General features: G+C 54.4%; 18 protein-coding genes. 13 read left to right on the top strand and 5 right to left on the bottom strand.

Going from position 1 to position 18,968, the window contains the following annotated elements:
- The first annotated feature begins 18 nt into the window (after positions 1 to 18).
- Complete coding sequence (gene murJ / locus ABIB59_RS01695; protein WP_354033795.1) at positions 19 to 1,554, top strand: murein biosynthesis integral membrane protein MurJ; 1,536 nt, start codon at positions 19 to 21, stop codon at positions 1,552 to 1,554.
- Positions 1,555 to 1,614: 60 nt separating this feature from the next.
- On the opposite strand, the gene flgN is transcribed toward murJ, so the two are convergent.
- From flgN to flgA, 3 genes are all read right to left on the bottom strand, one after another.
- The gene (gene flgN / locus ABIB59_RS01690; protein ID WP_041851749.1) at positions 1,615 to 2,037 is read right to left on the bottom strand and encodes a flagella biosynthesis chaperone FlgN; all 423 of its coding nucleotides are present in this window, start codon (positions 2,035 to 2,037) and stop codon (positions 1,615 to 1,617) included.
- A 3-nt stretch (positions 2,038 to 2,040) separates the two neighbouring features.
- The gene (flgM, locus tag ABIB59_RS01685; protein ID WP_041851748.1) at positions 2,041 to 2,331 is read right to left on the bottom strand and encodes a flagellar biosynthesis anti-sigma factor FlgM; all 291 of its coding nucleotides are present in this window, start codon (positions 2,329 to 2,331) and stop codon (positions 2,041 to 2,043) included.
- Positions 2,332 to 2,427: 96 nt separating this feature from the next.
- Positions 2,428 to 3,093, bottom strand: a complete 666-nt coding sequence (gene flgA, locus ABIB59_RS01680; protein WP_354033793.1) for a flagellar basal body P-ring formation chaperone FlgA — start codon at positions 3,091 to 3,093, stop codon at positions 2,428 to 2,430.
- Positions 3,094 to 3,258: 165 nt separating this feature from the next.
- Here flgA and flgB point away from each other — a divergent pair, with 165 nt between their 5' ends.
- The 11 genes from flgB to flgL all read left to right on the top strand — a co-directional run bounded on the left by flgB (position 3,259) and on the right by flgL (position 13,147).
- A complete protein-coding gene (gene flgB, locus ABIB59_RS01675; RefSeq protein WP_041851746.1) occupies positions 3,259 to 3,675 on the top strand; it encodes a flagellar basal body rod protein FlgB in 417 nt (138 codons plus the stop codon).
- 2 nt (positions 3,676 to 3,677) lie between these two features.
- Positions 3,678 to 4,082 carry a flagellar basal body rod protein FlgC gene (flgC, locus tag ABIB59_RS01670; protein WP_041851745.1) on the top strand — a complete coding sequence of 135 codons (405 nt, stop codon included), beginning with the start codon at positions 3,678 to 3,680 and terminating at the stop codon, positions 4,080 to 4,082.
- A gap of 12 nt (positions 4,083 to 4,094) precedes the next feature.
- On the top strand, positions 4,095 to 4,781 hold the full coding sequence (flgD, locus tag ABIB59_RS01665; RefSeq protein WP_193793753.1) for a flagellar hook assembly protein FlgD: 687 nt from the start codon (positions 4,095 to 4,097) through the stop codon (positions 4,779 to 4,781).
- A 26-nt stretch (positions 4,782 to 4,807) separates the two neighbouring features.
- Complete coding sequence (flgE, locus tag ABIB59_RS01660) at positions 4,808 to 6,073, top strand: flagellar hook protein FlgE (RefSeq protein ID WP_079496429.1); 1,266 nt, start codon at positions 4,808 to 4,810, stop codon at positions 6,071 to 6,073.
- A 20-nt stretch (positions 6,074 to 6,093) separates the two neighbouring features.
- Positions 6,094 to 6,849: a flagellar basal body rod protein FlgF gene (locus ABIB59_RS01655; RefSeq protein ID WP_041851742.1), complete on the top strand. Its 756-nt coding sequence runs from the start codon at positions 6,094 to 6,096 to the stop codon at positions 6,847 to 6,849.
- 15 nt (positions 6,850 to 6,864) lie between these two features.
- Positions 6,865 to 7,647, top strand: a complete 783-nt coding sequence (gene flgG, locus ABIB59_RS01650; RefSeq protein WP_041851741.1) for a flagellar basal-body rod protein FlgG — start codon at positions 6,865 to 6,867, stop codon at positions 7,645 to 7,647.
- 57 nt (positions 7,648 to 7,704) lie between these two features.
- Entirely contained in the window at positions 7,705 to 8,403 is a 699-nt protein-coding gene (locus tag ABIB59_RS01645) for a flagellar basal body L-ring protein FlgH (RefSeq protein ID WP_041851740.1), read from the top strand.
- 12 nt (positions 8,404 to 8,415) lie between these two features.
- Positions 8,416 to 9,510, top strand: coding sequence for a flagellar basal body P-ring protein FlgI (locus ABIB59_RS01640; protein WP_041851739.1), 1,095 nt, complete (start codon positions 8,416 to 8,418; stop codon positions 9,508 to 9,510).
- Entirely contained in the window at positions 9,510 to 10,466 is a 957-nt protein-coding gene (flgJ, locus tag ABIB59_RS01635) for a flagellar assembly peptidoglycan hydrolase FlgJ (protein ID WP_079496432.1), read from the top strand. Before ABIB59_RS01640 ends, flgJ begins: the two co-directional genes overlap by 1 nt.
- A 75-nt stretch (positions 10,467 to 10,541) precedes the next feature.
- The gene (flgK, locus tag ABIB59_RS01630; RefSeq protein ID WP_354033789.1) at positions 10,542 to 12,182 is read left to right on the top strand and encodes a flagellar hook-associated protein FlgK; all 1,641 of its coding nucleotides are present in this window, start codon (positions 10,542 to 10,544) and stop codon (positions 12,180 to 12,182) included.
- A gap of 14 nt (positions 12,183 to 12,196) precedes the next feature.
- Entirely contained in the window at positions 12,197 to 13,147 is a 951-nt protein-coding gene (flgL, locus tag ABIB59_RS01625; protein ID WP_334748867.1) for a flagellar hook-associated protein FlgL, read from the top strand.
- Positions 13,148 to 13,223: 76 nt separating this feature from the next.
- Here flgL and ABIB59_RS01620 read toward each other — a convergent pair whose 3' ends face one another.
- Positions 13,224 to 14,438 (bottom strand): MFS transporter, encoded by a 1,215-nt coding sequence (locus ABIB59_RS01620; protein WP_071195447.1) that lies wholly within the window; start codon positions 14,436 to 14,438, stop codon positions 13,224 to 13,226.
- A 118-nt stretch (positions 14,439 to 14,556) separates the two neighbouring features.
- Between ABIB59_RS01620 and ABIB59_RS01615 the strand changes: the two genes are divergently transcribed.
- A complete protein-coding gene (locus tag ABIB59_RS01615; RefSeq protein WP_110296054.1) occupies positions 14,557 to 15,495 on the top strand; it encodes a LysR family transcriptional regulator in 939 nt (312 codons plus the stop codon).
- Positions 15,496 to 15,536: 41 nt separating this feature from the next.
- Here ABIB59_RS01615 and rne read toward each other — a convergent pair whose 3' ends face one another.
- Positions 15,537 to 18,746: a ribonuclease E gene (rne, locus tag ABIB59_RS01610; RefSeq protein WP_107222869.1), complete on the bottom strand. Its 3,210-nt coding sequence runs from the start codon at positions 18,744 to 18,746 to the stop codon at positions 15,537 to 15,539.
- Between the last annotated feature and the right edge of the window lie 222 nt (positions 18,747 to 18,968).

Genomic DNA, 18,968 nt, shown 5'->3' with positions numbered 1-18,968 from the left:
GTGTTTATGGAACCTTAAATGAACTTATTAAAATCGCTGGCGGCCGTCAGCTCAATGACCATGTTTTCTCGCGTGCTGGGTTTTGCGCGCGATGCCATTGTGGCGAGGGTATTTGGTGCAGGGATGGCGACCGATGCCTTCTTTGTCGCCTTTAAACTGCCAAATCTCTTACGACGTATTTTTGCCGAAGGGGCATTTTCTCAGGCCTTTGTCCCCATTCTTGCGGAATATAAAAGTAAACAGGGCGAAGAGGCGACGCGCGTTTTTGTCGCCTATGTATCGGGGCTGTTGACGCTGGCACTGGCGATTGTCACCGTTGCCGGCATGCTGGCGGCGCCCTGGGTGATTCTGGTGACGGCGCCGGGGTTTGCCGACACGGCTGATAAATTTGCATTGACCTCTCAACTTCTGCAGATAACTTTTCCCTACATTTTGCTGATTTCACTGGCGTCGCTCGCCGGGGCGATCCTCAATACCTGGAACCGTTTCTCCGTCCCGGCATTTGCGCCCACATTTCTTAATATCAGCATGATCGGTTTTGCTCTGTTCGGTGCGCCGTATTTCCATCCGCCGGTGCTTGCGCTGGCATGGGCGGTGACGGTGGGCGGTATCCTGCAATTGGTTTATCAACTGCCGCATCTGAAAAAAATTGGCATGCTGGTGCTGCCACGTATCAGTTTCCGCGATGCGGGCGCGATGCGGGTGATGAAACAGATGGGGCCGGCGATCCTTGGCGTATCGGTGAGTCAGATCTCCCTGATTATCAATACCATTTTTGCCTCCTTCCTGGTCTCCGGTTCGGTCTCCTGGATGTATTACGCTGACCGCCTGATGGAGTTTCCATCCGGGGTACTGGGTGTGGCGCTGGGGACGATTTTGCTGCCGTCGCTCTCGCGAAGTTTTGCCAGCGGTAATCATGATGAATATTGCCGCCTGATGGATTGGGGGTTGCGGTTATGCTTTTTGCTGGCGCTGCCCAGCGCGGTGGCGTTAGGCATTCTTGCGAAGCCGCTGACGGTTTCGCTTTTTCAGTATGGTAAGTTTACCCCGTTTGACGCCCAGATGACTCAGCGAGCGCTGATCGCCTATTCGGTTGGCCTGATGGGCCTTATTGTGGTGAAAGTATTGGCTCCAGGGTTCTATTCACGACAGGACATCAAAACGCCGGTCAGGATTGCCATTGTCACGCTGGTGATGACGCAATTAATGAACCTGGCATTTATTGGCCCGCTAAAACATGCCGGTCTGTCACTCTCGATTGGCCTGGCGGCCTGTCTGAATGCCAGCCTGCTCTATTGGCAGTTGCGTAAGCAGAATATCTTTACCCCACAGGCCGGCTGGGGCCGTTTCCTGACACGTCTGTTTATTGCGGTGATCGTAATGGCAGCCGCACTGCTGGGCATGCTGTATGTGATGCCTGACTGGGCGCAGGGCAACATGGGGCATCGCCTGGCTCGGCTCATGGTCGTGGTGGTGGTAGGCGTTGTGGCTTACTTCGCGACGCTTGCGGTGCTGGGGTTCAGAGTTAAAGATTTTGCCCGCCGGATAGCGTAAGCGCAAAAGGGAGTCGACCATGACAGTCGACTCCCGCATAAAAGAATGTGAACGCGTTAGCTAAATGGAAATCTTTTTTCCGCCCCTGCTACCCGTAAAGGTCTGACCGTCCGCACCATAAAGCCCTGGCTCCTGGTGAGGTTTCAGTACCTCGAGCGCTTTTCGGTTAAGGGCAATTTGCCCTTCGAGCAACCAGCCGTTGTGTTGGTTCAGATCACGCAGGTGTTGCGTTTTTCGTGTGATTATCTGCCAGCGATCGGCGATATCGTCATTCGCGCTACTTTGCACCTTTTGCGCTTCGCGGCGTTGCTGCTCAAGATAATCCAGTGTGGCAAGCAATGAGCTTTTCTCTTCCGTAATGCGTTGCAACGTGCTGCTATGCACATGGCCCACAGAGAGTTGTTTTTGCTCAGCATCCATCACGTCTTTTAATGCGTTCAGGATAACTGTCATCTGATCAAGAATGTCTGACAGTTGATTCATACATTATTTACTCAAGTAACTCTGCACTTCGTTAATCAGGGCATCGGCGATTTTACCGGTGTCCATCTTTAGCTCACCATTACGGATTGCCGTTTTCAGTTGTTCAACGCGTTCCATATTGACGTCGCTGCTACCCGGCTGCATCAATTTGGATTGGGCATCACTAAGCGTTACGCTCGTGCTGTTGGCGGTTTTCGATTTTTCCAGACGTACTTTCGTTGCCTGGGTGTCGCTGGTTTCACGTGGTTGTACGGTGCTAACCGGCTTTAAAGGCGATGTACGATCAATGCTCATAGTGTGTTGTCCTCATAGAGGTTTTCCGGCGTTTTGGGTCTGCCATCTTCAGTCGTTGCTTATTTATCGGCAGATGCCGCGAATTCTTTAAAAAGATTATAGGTTAATCAGAATATTCCCATCAGCGCCGACAATTCCACTTACAATTTGTCCAGAAGACATGCGTACCCGGGCACTTTGCGACACCGCCGCATTGTTCAGCGCCTGGCCTTCACTATTGACACTAAAGCCTTCGCCATTGGCTACAACCATCACTCGCTGGCCGGCTTTTACTCGCCAGGCCTGGCGCAGCATCGAGAGCTGAACCGGTTGATCGGGTGAGAGATCGCGCAGGCTTACGGCATCTTGTGCCTGAGAAATATCGAGCATTGTTTTCGGCGGTAACTGATCGAGCCTGCCGCGTTTGAGCTTTAAGCTTTCCGGCGTCAGTACACTACCACGGGTAATCGCCTGAGCGGCGACAACATAATTACCCGTCGCCTGGACGTTTACCTGCAAATAGCGCTTTTCGTTACCGCAGTTTGTCAATACGTTGACGTTCCCCCAAAGCTGAGCGTAGCCCGTCAAACTTAAAGCCGGTTGCTCACAGGTGGGATAAAGATTTTTCGGCGTACGTATTGTTACCACCACCTCGTCACTAAAGCCAGCCAGTCGTTGTGCAAAAAACGCGGTGAGCTGCGCCTTTAAGTCTTGCGCCAACACTTGCGGGCTTAAAATCAAAAACAGCAATGCCGCGGCTAAACCGCTTTTCAACGTGTTCATCGCAGACCCCTGCCTGTTGTTTGTTGAAGAGATGACAGGATTCTACCCGTCACGCAAATCTATCAACGCAATAAATAGCGACGCATTTTGCGCTTATTCCGTCGATAAGGCGCGCGTAAGGAGATTTAAGCTGTTGACTAAATAATTGTCATCAGCGGGGAAGCCATGCTCGATAAACTTGATGCCGCGTTACGGTTCCAGCAAGAAGCACTGAATCTGAGCGCGCAGCGCCAGGAAATCCTGGCCGCCAATATTGCGAACGCCGATACCCCGGGGTATCAGGCGCGTGATATGGATTTTTCCAGCGAACTGAAAAAGGTGATGGAACGTGGCCGTGCAGAGAACACAGGCGTCTCGCTGGCGTTAACTTCCAGTCGCCATATTCCGGCGCAAGCCATTTCCACCCCGTCTCCAGACCTGCTTTATCGTATTCCGGATCAGCCATCTGCCGATGGCAACACCGTGGATATGGATCGCGAGCGTACGCAGTTTGCGGATAACAGCCTTAAGTATCAGACAGGGCTGACCGTGCTGGGCGGGCAGATTAAAAGCATGATGTCCGTGTTGCAGGGGAATAACTAACCATGGCATTGCTGAATATTTTTGATATCTCCGGCTCCGCGCTTGCCGCGCAGTCCAAACGTCTGAACGTGGCTGCCAGTAACCTGGCGAACGCCGACAGCGTCGCCGGACCGGACGGTCAACCTTATCGCGCTAAGCAAGTCGTTTTCCAGGTGGATGCTGCACCAGGCCAGGCAACGGGTGGCGTAAAAGTGGCTGGCGTTGTTGAAAGCCAGGCACCCGACAAGCTGGTTTATGAACCCGGCAACCCACTGGCGGATGCGAAGGGCTACGTCAAAATGCCTAACGTTGATGTTGTCGGGGAAATGGTGAACAGCATGTCCGCGTCTCGCAGCTATCAGGCGAACGTCGAGGTGCTCAACACCGTTAAAAATATGATGCTCAAAACGCTTACTCTCGGCCAGTAAAAGGAGACATAAATGTCTATCGCCGTAAATGTGAACGACACGTCCAGTAGTAGTGTCAGCTCCACCAGCAGCAGTAGCAGCTCGTCTCAACTGACTACGAGTAGCGCATCAGACCTACAGAGCAGCTTCCTGACCCTGTTGGTCGCACAGTTAAAAAACCAGGACCCAACCAATCCGCTGCAGAACAACGAACTGACCTCGCAGCTTGCGCAGATCAGTACGCTGAACGGGATTGAAAAACTGAACACCACCCTGGGATCTATCTCCGGGCAGATCGATAACAGCCAGGCGCTGCAGGCCAGCAATCTGGTAGGTCACGGTGTAATGATTGAAGGTACGACGATTCTGGCTGGCAGCTCAACCACAACGCCGTTTGGTGTTGAACTGACCCAGGCCGCAGATAAAGCGACCGCGACCATCACCAGCAAAGACGGCACCGTGGTACAGACCGTCAACCTGGGGCCGCTGACCGCTGGCGTCCATACCTTCAGTTGGGATGGAAAGCTGTCGGACGGCACCACCGCCCCAGATGGCTCTTATAAAGTTTCTATCGCCGCCAGTTCAGGCACTACGCAACTGGTTGCTCAGCCGCTGCAATACGCTCTGGTTCAGGGGGTAACGCTGTCGGAATCAGGCAACAAGTTAGATTTAGGTACCTACGGCACCACTACGCTCAACGAAGTTCGGCAGATTATTTAAGCCTTAACACTTATCAGGAGTAAGTCATGGCCTTTTCACAAGCGGTCAGCGGTCTGAATGCTGCGGCCACCAACCTCGATCTTATTGGTAACAACATCGCCAACTCCGCTACGTATGGCTTTAAATCCAGTACTGCGTCCTTCGCTGACATGTTTGCGGGTTCTAAAGTAGGTCTGGGTGTTAAAGTCGCGGGCGTTACCCAGGACTTTAACGACGGTACCACCACCAATACGGGACGCGGCCTCGATGTCGCAATTAGCCAGAATGGCTTCTTCCGCCTCGTTGATACCAACGGTTCTGTTTATTACAGCCGTAATGGCCAGTTCACGCTGGATGAAAACCGCAACCTGGTAAACATGCAGGGTCTGCAAGTAACGGGTTTTCCGGCAAGCGGTACGCCTCCGACCATCCAGTCGGGCGCGAACCCAACGGGGATCAATATCCCGACGACGCTGATGTCGGCACAAATCACCACCACCGCAACGATGCCGGTTAACCTGAACTCGTCTTCTAAGACGCCGACGGTGACCACGTTCGACCCGACTAACGCTGACAGCTACAACTTAAAAGGGCCGATCACTGTTTACGACAGCCAGGGTAACGCTCACGACATGAACGTGTTTTATGTCAAAGCAGCAGACAATACATGGGATGTCTACACGCAGGATTCCAGCGTAACGGGTTCTACGGCGACCAAAGCGGCGCGAATGATCTTTAATCAGAACGGTAGCCTGGAGAGTGTTTACAACTGGACCCCGAATGCTACGACCGGTGGCTATGATCTGGCCACAACAGCAAACGCTAACCCGGCCATTACGGTAACTTCCGGTACGCTTAGCGGCGCTACAGCGGCGACATTCTCCCTGAGTTTCCTGAACTCCATGCAGCAGAACACCACCAGCACAGTCGTGAGCACCTCGCAGAACGGCTACAAGCCGGGTTCTATGGTGAGCTACACCATTAACGATGACGGTACCGTCGTGGGTTCCTACTCCAACGAACAGAAACAGGTGCTGGGTCAGATTGTCCTGGCGAACTTCGCCAACAACGAAGGCCTGAAATCTGAGGGTGATAACGTATGGTCTGCCACTAACGCGTCTGGCGTGGCGCTGTTGGGTACGGCAGGTACGGGTAACTTCGGTTCGCTGACCAATGGCGCACTCGAAGCCTCTAACGTGGATCTGAGTAAAGAACTGGTCAATATGATCGTCGCGCAGCGTAACTATCAGTCGAATGCGCAGACCATCAAAACCCAGGATCAGATCCTTAACACGCTGGTTAACCTGCGTTAATCGGCTGACGGGATGGTCTAATGGATCACGCAATATACACAGCGATGGGTGCGGCAAGTCAGACGCTGAACCAGCAGTCTGTCACCGCCAGCAACCTGGCCAACGCTTCAACACCGGGCTTTCGTGCGCAGCTTAGTGCGCTGCGTGCGGTACCGGTAGAAGGGTTGTCGCTGCCGACCCGTACACTGGTCGCCGAGACCACACCTGGCGCTGATATGACGCCAGGCGATCTGAACTACACGTCACGCCCACTGGATGTTGCCCTGCAACAGGATGGTTGGCTGGCGGTGCAGAGCGCGGATGGTTCCGAAGGGTATACCCGTAACGGTAACATTCAGGTCACACCGACCGGGCAACTGACCATTCAGGGGCATCCGGTCATGGGTGAGAACGGGCCGATTGCTGTTCCGGAAGGTTCACAGGTCACCATTGCCGCGGACGGGACCATTTCCGCCCTGACCGCCGGTGATCCGCCGAACACGGTCTCCCCGGTTGGCAAACTGAAACTGGTGAAAGCGAACGGCAGTGAAGTGGTGCGTGGCGATGACGGTCTTTTCCGCGTCAGCCAAAGCGCGCAAGCCACACGTGGCCAGACGTTACAGCCGGACCCAAACATCCGCGTCATGTCAGGTGTGCTGGAAGGCAGTAACGTTAAACCTATGGCGGCTATGGCCGATATGATCGCCAGCGCGCGCCGCTTTGAAATGCAAATGAAAGTTATTGGTAACGTTGATGAGAATGCGCAGCGTGCCAACCAGTTACTGTCCATGAGCTAATAAACAGGATTTCCTATGATAGGTTCATTATGGATCGCTAAAACCGGCCTCGACGCCCAGCAAACCAATATGGACGTTATCGCCAACAACCTGGCGAACGTCAGTACCAATGGTTTCAAGCGTCAGCGCGCGGTATTTGAAGATCTGCTTTACCAGACGATTCGTCAGCCTGGTGCGCAATCTTCTGAACAGACTACGCTGCCTTCTGGTCTGCAGATTGGTACCGGTGTTCGCCCGGTGGCCACCGAACGTCTGCACAGCCAGGGTAACCTCTCCCAGACGAACAACAGCAAAGATGTGGCTATCAAAGGCGAGGGCTTCTTCCAGGTCCTGCTGCCGGACGGTACCTCTGCTTATACCCGTGATGGTTCATTCCAGGTTGACCAGAATGGCCAGTTGGTAACGTCGGGCGGCTTCCAGGTTCAGCCTGCCATTACCATTCCGGCTAACACCCTGAGTATCACCATTGGCCGTGACGGTGTGGTCAGCGCCACGCAGCAGGGGGCGACAGCGCCTGTGCAGGTGGGGCAGCTCAACCTGACAACCTTTATGAACGACACCGGTCTGGAAAGTATCGGTGAAAACCTGTACCTCGAAACACAGTCTTCCGGCACGCCGAACACCACCACGCCGGGGCTGAACGGTGCGGGTCTGCTGTATCAGGGGTATGTGGAAACCTCGAACGTAAACGTGGCGGAAGAACTGGTGAACATGATCCAGGTTCAGCGCGCTTATGAAATTAACAGCAAAGCGGTATCGACCACCGATCAGATGCTGCAGAAACTGTCGCAACTCTAAGGCGTTATCCGGTGCGGCGCAGGCTGCACCGGAACCCTGATTTCGAAGATGAATGTAATGCAAAAAAACGCCGCGGGCCGCTACCCCCTGTTAGCTTTACTGGCACTGATGTTGAACGGATGTGCCTGGGTTCCCTCAACACCGCTGGTGCAGGGCGCAACGACCGCTCAACCGATGCCGGGACCCGTTCCGGTCGTCAATGGCTCTATTTACCAGACTGCGCAGCCTATCAACTATGGCTACCAGCCGCTGTTTGAAGACCGTCGCCCGCGTAACGTCGGGGATACATTGACGCTGGTGCTGCAAGAAAACGTGAGCGCCAGTAAGAGTTCATCAGCGAATGCCAGCCGCGATGGCAAAAGCAGTTTCTCAATGGATACCACGCCTCGCTATCTGGAAGGCTTGTTCGGTAATGCGCGTGCAGACCTGACGAGCGAAGGCAGCAACTCGTTTAACGGCAAAGGCGGCGCTAACGCCAGCAATACATTTAGCGGCACGTTGACCGTTACGGTCGACCAGGTACTGATCAACGGCAATTTACACGTGGTGGGTGAAAAACAGATCGCCATCAACCAGGGCACTGAATTTATCCGCTTCTCAGGTGTTGTGAACCCACGCACCATCAGCGGCAGCAATACGGTTCCGTCCACACAGGTGGCGGACGCGCGCATCGAGTACGTCGGCAACGGCTACATTAACGAAGCGCAGAATATGGGCTGGCTGCAGCGTTTCTTCCTCAACTTATCGCCGATGTAACCGGGGTGAATTATGTTTAGATTTCTGGCTGGAATAGCGTTAGTGCTGGTGGCGTTTGTCGCCCAGGCCGACCGCATCCGGGACCTCACCAGTGTACAGGGCGTACGTGAAAACTCCTTAATTGGTTATGGCTTAGTGGTTGGCCTTGACGGAACGGGTGACCAGACCACCCAAACGCCATTCACTACTCAGAGCCTGAATAACATGTTGTCGCAGATGGGGATCACCGTCCCGGCTGGCACCAACATGCAGCTCAAAAACGTTGCGGCGGTCATGGTTACCGCCCAGCTTCCAGCGTTTGGCCGCCAGGGGCAGACCATCGACGTGGTGGTCTCCTCTATGGGTAACGCCAAAAGCCTGCGTGGCGGTACGCTGCTGATGACCCCACTGAAAGGGGTGGATAGTCAGGTCTATGCCCTGGCGCAGGGGAATATCCTGGTCGGTGGCGCAGGCGCTTCCGCCGGTGGCAGCAGCGTGGCGGTTAACCAGCTTAACGGTGGACGTATCACTGGCGGTGCCGTGATTGAACGCGAGTTGCCTTCCCAGTTTGGCAATGGCAACACCATCAACCTGCAATTGAACCAGGATGACTTCACGATGGCGCAGCAGATTGCTGACACTATCAACCGTCGTGGCATGGGTGGCGCAACCGCGCTGGATGCCCGTACGGTTCAGGTCCGCGTGCCGCAAGGCGGCAGTTCGCAGGTGCGCATGCTGGCGGATATCCAGAACCTGGAAGTGGGTGTCGCGCCGCAGGACGCTAAAATTGTTATCAACTCCCGTACAGGTTCTGTTGTTATGAACCGCGAAGTCACGCTGGATAACTGCGCCGTGGCACAAGGGAACCTCTCGGTCACGGTCAACCAGTCAGCCAATGTCAGCCAGCCGAACACGCCGTTTGGCGGTGGTCAGACAGTGGTCACGCCGCAGACACAGATTGACCTGCGTCAGAGTGGCGGCTCCCTGCAGAGTATTCGTTCCAGCGCCAATCTGAATAGCGTGGTACGTGCACTGAACGCGCTGGGCGCAACACCTATTGATCTGATGTCCATTTTGCAATCAATGCAGAGCGCGGGTTGCCTGCGGGCTAAGCTGGAGATCATCTAATGCTGACTGACAGCCGCTTGATGGCGAGCGCGGCATGGGACGCGCAATCGCTTAACGATCTGAAAACCAAAGCCGGGCAGGATCCGCAGACTAACCTGCGGCCTGTGGCGCGTCAGGTAGAGGGGATGTTCGTGCAAATGATGCTGAAAAGCATGCGCGAAGCCCTGCCAAAAGACGGTATTTTCAGCAGCGATTCCACGCGGATGTACACCAGCTTATATGACCAACAAATTGCCCAGCAGATGACGGCAGGCAAGGGGCTGGGACTGGCCGATATGATGGTCCAACAGATGTCCGGCGGGCAGGCGCCGGTTGCTGCGGGTGACCAGATGCAGCAGGTGCCGATGAAATTCGATCCCGAAACCATCAACACTTATCAAAGCCAGGCTATTACGCAAATGGTGCGTAAGGCACTGCCGAAAGCGCCGGAAAATAGTGACGAGCCGCTGAGCGGTGACAGTAAAGACTTCCTGGCTCAACTTTCCCTGCCTGCTCGTCTTGCCAGTGAGCAAAGCGGGGTTCCTCACCATCTGATTCTGGCGCAGGCCGCGCTGGAATCGGGTTGGGGCCAGCGACAAATCACCCGTGAAAACGGTGCGCCGAGCTTTAACATTTTCGGCGTGAAGGCGACGCCTGGTTGGAAAGGACCGACTACCGAAATCACCACCACTGAATATGAAAATGGCGAAGCCAAAAAGGTCAAAGCCAGGTTCCGTGTCTACAGCTCGTATCTGGAAGCGCTCTCTGATTATGTCAGCATGTTAAGTCGCAATCCGCGATATGCGGCGGTGACGACAGCGGCAACGCCGGAACAAGGCGCACAGGCGTTACAGAACGCGGGTTATGCCACCGATCCGAAATATGCGCAGAAACTGACAAGTATGATTCAGCAGCTTAAGTCGATGGGCGAGAAGGTTAGCAAGGCCTACAGCAATGATATTGAAAATCTGTTCTGAAACGACTCAAGTTCAGCTCAGGGTTGCCGATAATCGTTAGCAGGACTTATGTCTCAAAGTTTATAAGGAACCTCAATGGCCAACTTGATTAATACCGCGATGAGTGGGCTCAGTGCAGCCCAGGCGGCGCTTAATACCACCAGTAATAACATTTCAAGTTATAACGTGACGGGCTATACCCGCCAGACAACAGTCCTGACTGCGGCGAATAGCACTCTGGGTGCTGGTGGGTGGATTGGCAACGGTGCGTTTGTCTCTGGTGTGCAACGTGAATATGATTCGTTTATTACGAACCAGTTACGCGCAGCGAATACCCAGAGCAGCAGCCTGACGACCCGTTATAACCAGATGTCAAAAATTGACAACATGCTGTCGGGTTCAACCAATACACTGGCCACTGCGCTGCAAGGTTTCTTCTCCAGCGTTCAGACGCTGGTCAGTAACGCCGAGGATTCATCATCCCGTCAGAGTGTACTGGGTAAAGCCGATGGCCTGGTTAACCAGTTTAAAGTGGCTGACCAGTACCTGCGCGATCAGGACAAACAGGTTAACACCTCTATCTCATCAAGCGTTGATCAGATTAATAACTACACCAGCCAAATCGCTAATCTGAACGACCAGATTTCACGTCTGACGGCAGTAGGTGGCGGCGCATCGCCGAACGACCTGCTGGATCAGCGCGACCAACTGGTAAGTGAGTTAAACGGCATTGTGGGCGTTGAAGTCAGTGTCCAGGACAACAGCACGTTTAACATCACGATGGCGAATGGCTATACGCTGGTTCAGGGCAGTACTTCCCGCCAGTTGGCCGCGGTGGCCTCCAGTGATGACCCTGCCCGTACGACGGTTGCATATGTTGACCCGACCGCAGGGAACATTGAAATTCCGGAAAAACTGCTGACCACCGGTTCGCTGGGGGGCGTGTTGACTTTCCGCTCTCAGGATCTGGATAAGACACGCAATACGCTGGGCCAACTGGCTTATGCGTTCGCCGATGCGTTCAATGCTCAGCATAAACAAGGCTATGATGTCGATGGTGATCCGGGTACAGACTTCTTCACGATTGGCACGCCGTCCACCCTGAGCAATGCGAAAAACACCGGTACTGGCGCGCTGACAGCGGCCATCAGTGACCGTACACAAGTGCAGGCGACGGATTATAAACTGATTAAAACCGATACTGGCTGGAATGTGACCCGACTGGCGGATAACACGGCGTTTGCCGTTACGCCGGATGCCAGCGGCAACCTCAGTTTTGACGGTCTGACTATCAGCGTTTCCGGTACAGCGAACAAAAACGACAGTTTCACGGTGAAACCGGTCGTGAACGCCATTACCAATATGAGCGTGGCCATCACCGATGAGTCGAAAATTGCCATGGCCGCCAGCGCGACTTCCGGTAAAAGCGATAATACCAATGGTCAGGCGCTGTTAAATCTGCAAAACAGTAAAGTCATCGGCAATACAAAAAGTTTTAACGATGCCTACGCGTCAATGATCAGCTATGTCGGTACAACGACTTCTACGCTGAAAACCAGCAGTACGACGCAGGCGAATGTGGTTACGCAGCTTTCTGACCAGCAACAATCGATTTCTGGCGTCAACCTCGACGAAGAGTACGGTAACCTGCAGCGTTACCAGCAATATTATCTCGCAAACGCGCAGGTGTTGCAGACGGCAAACACGCTGTTCGATGCGATACTGAACGTACGCTAAGTAAGGGGTAAGAGATGCGTATTAGTACTCAGATGATGTATGACCAAAACATGCGTGGCATTACCAATTCACAGACTAAGTGGATGGATTATGGCTTGCAAATGTCGACAGGCCAGCGCGTGAATAAGCCTTCTGACGATCCGATTGCCGCCTCCCAGGCTGTAGTGGTTTCTCAGGCACAGCAGCAGAACGAACAGTATAAAACCGCGCGTACTTTCGCTACCCAGAAAGTATCGCTGGAAGAAAATGTGTTGTCGCAGGTGACCACTGCTGTAACTGCGGCACATACCTCACTGGTTGCGGCTGCGAACGGTACACTGAGCGACGATGACCGTGCGTCTATGGCGACAGAGCTACAAGGTGTTCGCGATCAATTGCTCAACCTGGCAAACAGCACTGATGGTAATGGTCGCTATATTTTTGGTGGCTATAAAACCGACACTCCACCGTTTAACGCCGCAGGCGCTTACAATGGCGGCAGTGTTGCGATCAGTCAGCAGGTGGATGCGTCCCGTAGCATGGTAATTGCCCATACGGGTAACCAGGTCTTCAATAGCATTACCAGCAATGCGATCCCGGAGCCGGATGGTAGTACTTCGCAAACCAACGTGTTCAGTATGTTAGATGACGCAATCGCGGCGCTGAAAGTCCCGGTTTCAGGTAACGAGGCAGCTCAGGCTGTTTCTCAGGCAGCCCTGGATAAAGCCAACCGTGGCCTGACTAACTCGCTGAATAACGTATCGACCGTTCGTGCACAGTTGGGTACGCAGTTACAAGAGCTGACCAATCTCGATGAGTTGGGTGATGACCGTTCGCTTTCACTGAAAACACAGATGAGCGATCTCGTTGATGTAGACTGGAACTCGGTCATCTCGTCTTACACCATGCAGCAGACGGCATTGCAGGCATCCTATAAAACATTTAGCGACATGCAAGGCATGTCGCTGTTCCAACTTAATAAGTAATCTTCGCTTTAGAACATGTCTGGAAACTGGAACATGTTCTGTGTGCCTGCACCGGTATCCGGTGCGGGCCTTTTTTTTAGCCGATATTGCGCGATTGTGCAGTAACACGACGGTTATCCACTAAACGGATCACCAGGGCGACTGCGCCAGTCAACGTTGCCAGCGCCACCACGCCAGGCCATGCGGCGATAGTGTAGACCTTACTGCCGAGCGCTGAACCCAGCGCCATCCCAATGAACACGACAGTAAAGAGAAGGGCGTTCAGACGGCCACGCGCCTTTGGCTCCAGGCCATACACCAGATTCTGGTGCGCCACGAGACTGGACTGTAAGCCAAGATCAAAACCAACAGCCGACAGGGCTATCAGTGCCAGTTGTCCATGCGGTGGCAATGCCGGCAGTGCGAACATCAGCGCAAAGGATATTGTGACCAGCCCGGCACCCAGTTGAGTCACTTTTTCAGCACCGACTTTATCTGCCAGCCCCCCTGCTAAAGGTGCCGCCAGTGCGCCTGCTGCGCCTGCAATACCAAACATACCTGCGACGGCGCTTCCGAGCTGATAGTTATCCAGCAACATTACTGCAAGGGTTGACCAGAAAGCGCTAAACGCGATGGATAAAAAGCCCTGCGCAAACGCAGCACGGCGTAGGGCAGGGTAACGCTGCCAAAGATGCGCCATTGTTTTCATCAGCGCGGGATAACCGAGCGTTGAATGCGCGGCGAATCGCGGCAACACAAACCACATCAGAACGGCGATAAATGCAATGCTGGCAGCAGCAAGCTGGAACATAATGCGCCAGCCAAACGCTGCGCCGACAACGCCGCTCACGGTACGAGAAAGTAAAATACCCAACAGTAACCCCGTCATCACTGTACCGACGGTTTTTCCTTGCTTACCTTCGGGTGCAAGAATGGCGGCGGCGGGAACAATATCCTGCGCCATGGTGGCCGCCATCCCGATCAACAGACTGATAAGTAATAACCCCGGTAAATGTGCCATCAGGCTACAGGCCAGCAGCAGTAAAGCCAGCGCCACGCTTTTCGCAAGAATAAGATGACGACGATCGTAACGGTCGCCCAGCGGCAATAAAAAGAGGATGCCCAGCGCGTAGCCTGCCTGCGTCAGCGTCGGAACCAGCCCCATTCCGTTAACGGTCAAATGCAGATCGCTGCCCATCAGTGGTAATAAGGGTTGTGCATAATAAATCGCGGCGACGCTAAAACCCGCCCCCAGCGCCAGCGCAAAGATAATCCACTGCGCCGGATTTAACGATTGAGAACGACGGTTCATAACTTTTCCTCAAACATATTCATAGTTGGTGTGAATGTATTTTTGTCGATTACAACGTGACGCGGTAGCCAGCAGAGTGGTAAAACGGTTATACGTGAAACGTATAGAGGAAATTTAAATGCAGCGTGCAGAACGTATAGACCGCGTTGATCTGATGCGCACGCTGGTGCGCATTGTAGAGGCGGGGTCGCTATCGGCCGCAGCGCGCCAGCTCAATACCACGCAGGCCACGGTGAGTCGTCGTCTGCAGTCGCTGGAAACCATGCTCGGAGTCAAACTGGTTCTTCGTACCACCCATGCGATGAAGCTCACCGACGATGGCGAGCGCTGCTATCAACATGCGAGACGTGTCATTGATACCTGGCTTGCGCTTGAAGATGAACTGAGCCAGACAGAAGATGAGCCCGTCGGGATGCTTCGTGTGCGAGCGCCTCATGCCTTTGGTCAGGAACAGCTCCTGGCCCCGCTGACGCGTTTTCTGGAACGCTACCCGCAGCTTTCGGTGCAATGGATGCTTAACGATAAGACCGTTAATTTTCTCAGCGAGAATCTTGATTGCGCGATTCGCGTTGGGGCCGAAGTGGACCCGGCGACGGTTTCCGTCCTGCTTGCCGAAGTTCCGCGTTCCATTGTCGCATCGCCAACACTGTTAGCCCGCTTTGCGGAAATTCGCACGCCGCAGGATCTGGCGGCGCTGCCGTGGATTGCGTTAAGCACCTTTTACCAGCATAACGTTGCCGTCACCAACGTGTTTAGCGGGGTAACAGAGCAAATAACTATTGCGCCCAGGCTCTATACCGACAGTTTGTATGTGGCACGCAATACCGCGCTGTCAGGGCTTGGTGTGGCCGTTGTCTCAAGCTGGACGGTAGAAGAGGATATCGGCAACGGCAGACTGGTGGCTTTACTGCCTGAGTGGCAGATCCCACCGTTGCCTGTGCATCTGGTGTACCCCTGGGCGCGTTATTATCCGGCACGTTTGCGGATGTTTCTCCAGTTGATGCGCGAGGTCATGCCGGGCCTGAGTGGAATGCGACAGCCTGCGCTGAAAGCGTAAAAAAAGCCGACCCGGAGGTCGGCTTTTTATCAGCAGAGTGCTTATTCCGCTGCGTTCGGTCGTGTAGCTGGCGCCGTTGCGGTATGCGTGGCGCTGTGACCGCCTGCAGAACCTTTGCCGTCAAAGTTGAACTGAGGACGGACCCAGTCACTGTGACGTGGCGCTTCCGGCACATAGGCGGGTGCAGGCGCTTTGGTCATCGGCGCAGTGGCATGATGGACCTCGCTGGCTGCCACAGGAGCTACGCGCTCAATCGCTGCAGCAACCGGTGCTACAGGTTCAACAACCGGGGCTACCGGAGTAGCTTCTGGCTGTTTTTCCTCGACAGCAACAGGCGCTTGCGGTTGCTCTGCAACAACAGGTGCTGTTTCTTCAACAACCGGTGTAACAACCGCAGGTTCAGCGGCTTGCGCCACCTCTTCCGCGACCGGACGGTCTTCCTCTGCGATCAGTTCCGGCTGTGCTTCAACCGGGGCTTCGATCACTTCCGGATGCGTGGTTTCGACCACAACAGGCTCTGGCTCGATAACCGGTGCCTGCGGTGCGACTTCAACCACTTCCTCAGCCGGTGCCTGTACATCAGCTACGACGGACTGCTGCTCTTGCTGAGCGGTGGCCACAACTTGTTCGACTTCGGCAATGGCAGGTGCGACATCGGTAGCGGTGACACTGTTTTGCTGCTCAACAACCGGTGCTTCTTGCACCTCGTCCTGAGGACGCGTAACCGGATAGCGAACCCACACTTTACCGGACGCCATTTCCGGAGAAGCACAGGCAATCTCCAGCGGCATTGCGGACTGTGCCGGGTAACGCTCATCACGGTAGCGACGGCGACGCTGACCACTGACGCGCAGATGACGCGGCGAACGGCGAGAACGACGCGGCATACCTGCGGTATCACGGTTTTCTGCAGTTTCTTCTTGCTCAGCAACGTTCTCAACAACGGCCGGCAGATCCACTTTCGCCAGCTCTGTACGTTGTACAGGGGCTTCTGTGGTACCCGGCTCTACGGCAACAGCCTCTTCACTTGTGCTTGCCGGAGCATCACCGAAACGGACTTTCTGGTTCAACTGACGCTGTTTACGGCGCGGCATCACCTGAACGCGCTCTTCCTGTTCGGCTTCCTGCTCAGGTTGTTCTTCACGGTTCAGCGCTTTCACATCCTGCTGCGCCTGGCGTTTTTCGTCGTTATTACGACGACGATTGCGCTCGCGGCGGGAAGGCTGCTGCTCATCACGCTGTTTCGTTTTTTCCGTCTCTTCCGCAGCTACGGGTACTGGCTGACGGGCTTCACGCGCTTCGGCATTCTGCTGTGGTTTCTCACGGCGATTACGGCGATTGTCATCGCGGTTCTCACGCCCTTCATTACCATCTGCACGCGGTTCACGACGTTCATTGCGGTCACGACGGTTACCCTGGCGCGATTTGCGGCGATCTTGCTGGCGCTCCTGCTTCTCTTCTTTCTTCACTTCCTGAACTTCGGCTGGTGCGGCAGTTTCACTCCCGGCAAACAGGTTTTTCAGGGCGGAGACAAGACGGCTAAGAAGACCCGGAGCAGCAGGTGCGGCTACTGAAGGCTCGTTGCTGACAGCCGGTTGCGCCTTCGCTACAGGGGCTTCTGGTGCCGTTGGCGCAGGCGGAACTTCCGGCATGACGAAGGCAGCCAGCGCAGGCTGCTCAGGACGTTTACGCTCGGCAGATTCCTCGTCTGACGGCATAGCCATCTCTTCTTCATGCAGCTTCGGCAGCATGTAGCTAAGGGTGGTTGTCTCTTCGCCTTTACGCACGCGCAGTACGGAATAGTGCGGCGTCTCCATCTGGTCGTTCGGTACGATTACGCAACGCACGCCACCCTGACGGGTTTCAATAGCGCTGACTGCGGCGCGTTTTTCGTTCAACAGATAGGAGGCGATCGGTACCGGAACGATGGCATGCACTTCCTGGGTATTTTCTTTCAGCGCTTCTTCTTCGATGAGGCGCAGAATAGAAAGTGACAGGGATTCGTTGTCACGGATAGTCCCGGTTCCGCTACAACGCGGGCACACATGGTGGCTGGACTCGCCGAGTGACGGGCTCAGGCGCTGACGGGACATCTCCAGCAGGCCGAAGCGAGAAATATGGCTGATTTGAATACGCGCACGGTCCTGACGAACGGCTTCGCGCAGACGGTTTTCTACCGCGCGCTGATGGCGCACCGGCGTCATATCGATAAAGTCGATAACGATCAGACCACCGAGGTCACGCAGACGCAACTGACGTGCAATTTCGTCTGCCGCTTCCAGGTTAGTGTTAAAGGCGGTCTCTTCGATATCACCGCCACGGGTTGCACGCGCGGAGTTGATATCGATGGCGGTCAACGCTTCGGTGCTATCGATAACGATAGAGCCGCCGGACGGCAGACGTACTTCACGCTGGAAGGCGGATTCAATCTGCGATTCGATTTGGTAGTGGCTAAACAGCGGGATTTCACCGGTGTAGAGCTTAATTTTGCTGCTGAAATCCGGACGGCCCAGCGCGGAGATATGCTGGCGAGCCAGCTCAAGCACTTTCGGGTTATCGATAAGGATTTCGCCGATGTCCTGACGCAGATAATCACGGAAAGCACGAACGATAACGTTACTTTCCTGGTGAATCAGGAACGGAGCAGGGCGGTTTTCAGCGGCCTTCTGAATAGCTTCCCAGTGTTTCAGACGGAAGCTCAGATCCCACTGCAGAGCATCAGCAGATTTACCCACACCGGCGGTGCGGACGATCAGACCCATGCCATCGGGCAATTCGAGGCTGGCCAGCGCTTCTTTCAGTTCGGTACGGTCATCGCCTTCAATACGACGAGAAATGCCACCCGCGCGCGGGTTGTTTGGCATCAGTACCAGATAGCTGCCTGCCAGGCTAATAAAGGTAGTCAGCGCAGCGCCTTTGTTGCCGCGTTCTTCTTTATCAATCTGGACGATAACTTCCTGACCTTCGCGCAATACATCTTTGATGTTCGGACGGCCATGAGAGTTGTAATTGGCAGGGAAATATTCGCGGGCAATTTCTTTGAGGGGAAGGAAACCGTGACGTTCAGCGCCGTAATCAACAAAGGCTGCTTCCAGGCTCGGTTCAATTCGGGTGATTTTACCTTTGTAGATGTTCGCTTTTTTCTGCTCGTGTCCAGGACTTTCAATATCCAGATCGTACAGACGCTGCCCATCAACAAGGGCGACACGCAACTCTTCTTGCTGAGTTGCGTTGATTAACATTCTTTTCATCGTAACTTACTCATTATTCTTACATTGACGACTAAGCTGCGGGCATGATGACGCCTTTCCGGGGGAGAACCGATGGCCTCGTGTCTGTTCACGTCGCCAACCTCACGGTTGTCGTTCGCTTAAGAGGCGCAGTGTGTCGGTTGCCTGTATTTCCTGTGGAAAACACAGCGCAATTATCAGGGGAACAGCCTGGGAAAAACTCTCCAGAGAAGATTCCATCTA

Source organism: Citrobacter sp. UYEF32 (genome assembly GCF_040546205.1).
GTDB classification, from domain to species: Bacteria; Pseudomonadota; Gammaproteobacteria; order Enterobacterales; family Enterobacteriaceae; genus Phytobacter; species Phytobacter diazotrophicus.
The sequence above is the reverse complement of the archived record's forward strand: the minus strand, read 5'-3'. Positions and strand labels throughout refer to the sequence as shown.

Coding starts and splice junctions, on each gene's coding strand:
- ABIB59_RS01615 (WP_110296054.1), top strand. CDS start 14,557: ATGCAGCGTGCAGAACGTATAGACCGCGTTGATCTGATGCGCACGCTG.
- flgL (WP_334748867.1), top strand. CDS start 12,197: ATGCGTATTAGTACTCAGATGATGTATGACCAAAACATGCGTGGCATT.
- flgE (WP_079496429.1), top strand. CDS start 4,808: ATGGCCTTTTCACAAGCGGTCAGCGGTCTGAATGCTGCGGCCACCAAC.
- flgA (WP_354033793.1), bottom strand. CDS start 3,093: ATGAACACGTTGAAAAGCGGTTTAGCCGCGGCATTGCTGTTTTTGATT.
- flgK (WP_354033789.1), top strand. CDS start 10,542: ATGGCCAACTTGATTAATACCGCGATGAGTGGGCTCAGTGCAGCCCAG.
- flgG (WP_041851741.1), top strand. CDS start 6,865: ATGATAGGTTCATTATGGATCGCTAAAACCGGCCTCGACGCCCAGCAA.
- flgJ (WP_079496432.1), top strand. CDS start 9,510: ATGCTGACTGACAGCCGCTTGATGGCGAGCGCGGCATGGGACGCGCAA.
- flgB (WP_041851746.1), top strand. CDS start 3,259: ATGCTCGATAAACTTGATGCCGCGTTACGGTTCCAGCAAGAAGCACTG.
- flgM (WP_041851748.1), bottom strand. CDS start 2,331: ATGAGCATTGATCGTACATCGCCTTTAAAGCCGGTTAGCACCGTACAA.
- ABIB59_RS01620 (WP_071195447.1), bottom strand. CDS start 14,438: ATGAACCGTCGTTCTCAATCGTTAAATCCGGCGCAGTGGATTATCTTT.
- ABIB59_RS01645 (WP_041851740.1), top strand. CDS start 7,705: ATGCAAAAAAACGCCGCGGGCCGCTACCCCCTGTTAGCTTTACTGGCA.
- flgC (WP_041851745.1), top strand. CDS start 3,678: ATGGCATTGCTGAATATTTTTGATATCTCCGGCTCCGCGCTTGCCGCG.
- ABIB59_RS01640 (WP_041851739.1), top strand. CDS start 8,416: ATGTTTAGATTTCTGGCTGGAATAGCGTTAGTGCTGGTGGCGTTTGTC.
- murJ (WP_354033795.1), top strand. CDS start 19: ATGAACTTATTAAAATCGCTGGCGGCCGTCAGCTCAATGACCATGTTT.
- flgD (WP_193793753.1), top strand. CDS start 4,095: ATGTCTATCGCCGTAAATGTGAACGACACGTCCAGTAGTAGTGTCAGC.
- rne (WP_107222869.1), bottom strand. CDS start 18,746: ATGAAAAGAATGTTAATCAACGCAACTCAGCAAGAAGAGTTGCGTGTC.
- flgN (WP_041851749.1), bottom strand. CDS start 2,037: ATGAATCAACTGTCAGACATTCTTGATCAGATGACAGTTATCCTGAAC.
- ABIB59_RS01655 (WP_041851742.1), top strand. CDS start 6,094: ATGGATCACGCAATATACACAGCGATGGGTGCGGCAAGTCAGACGCTG.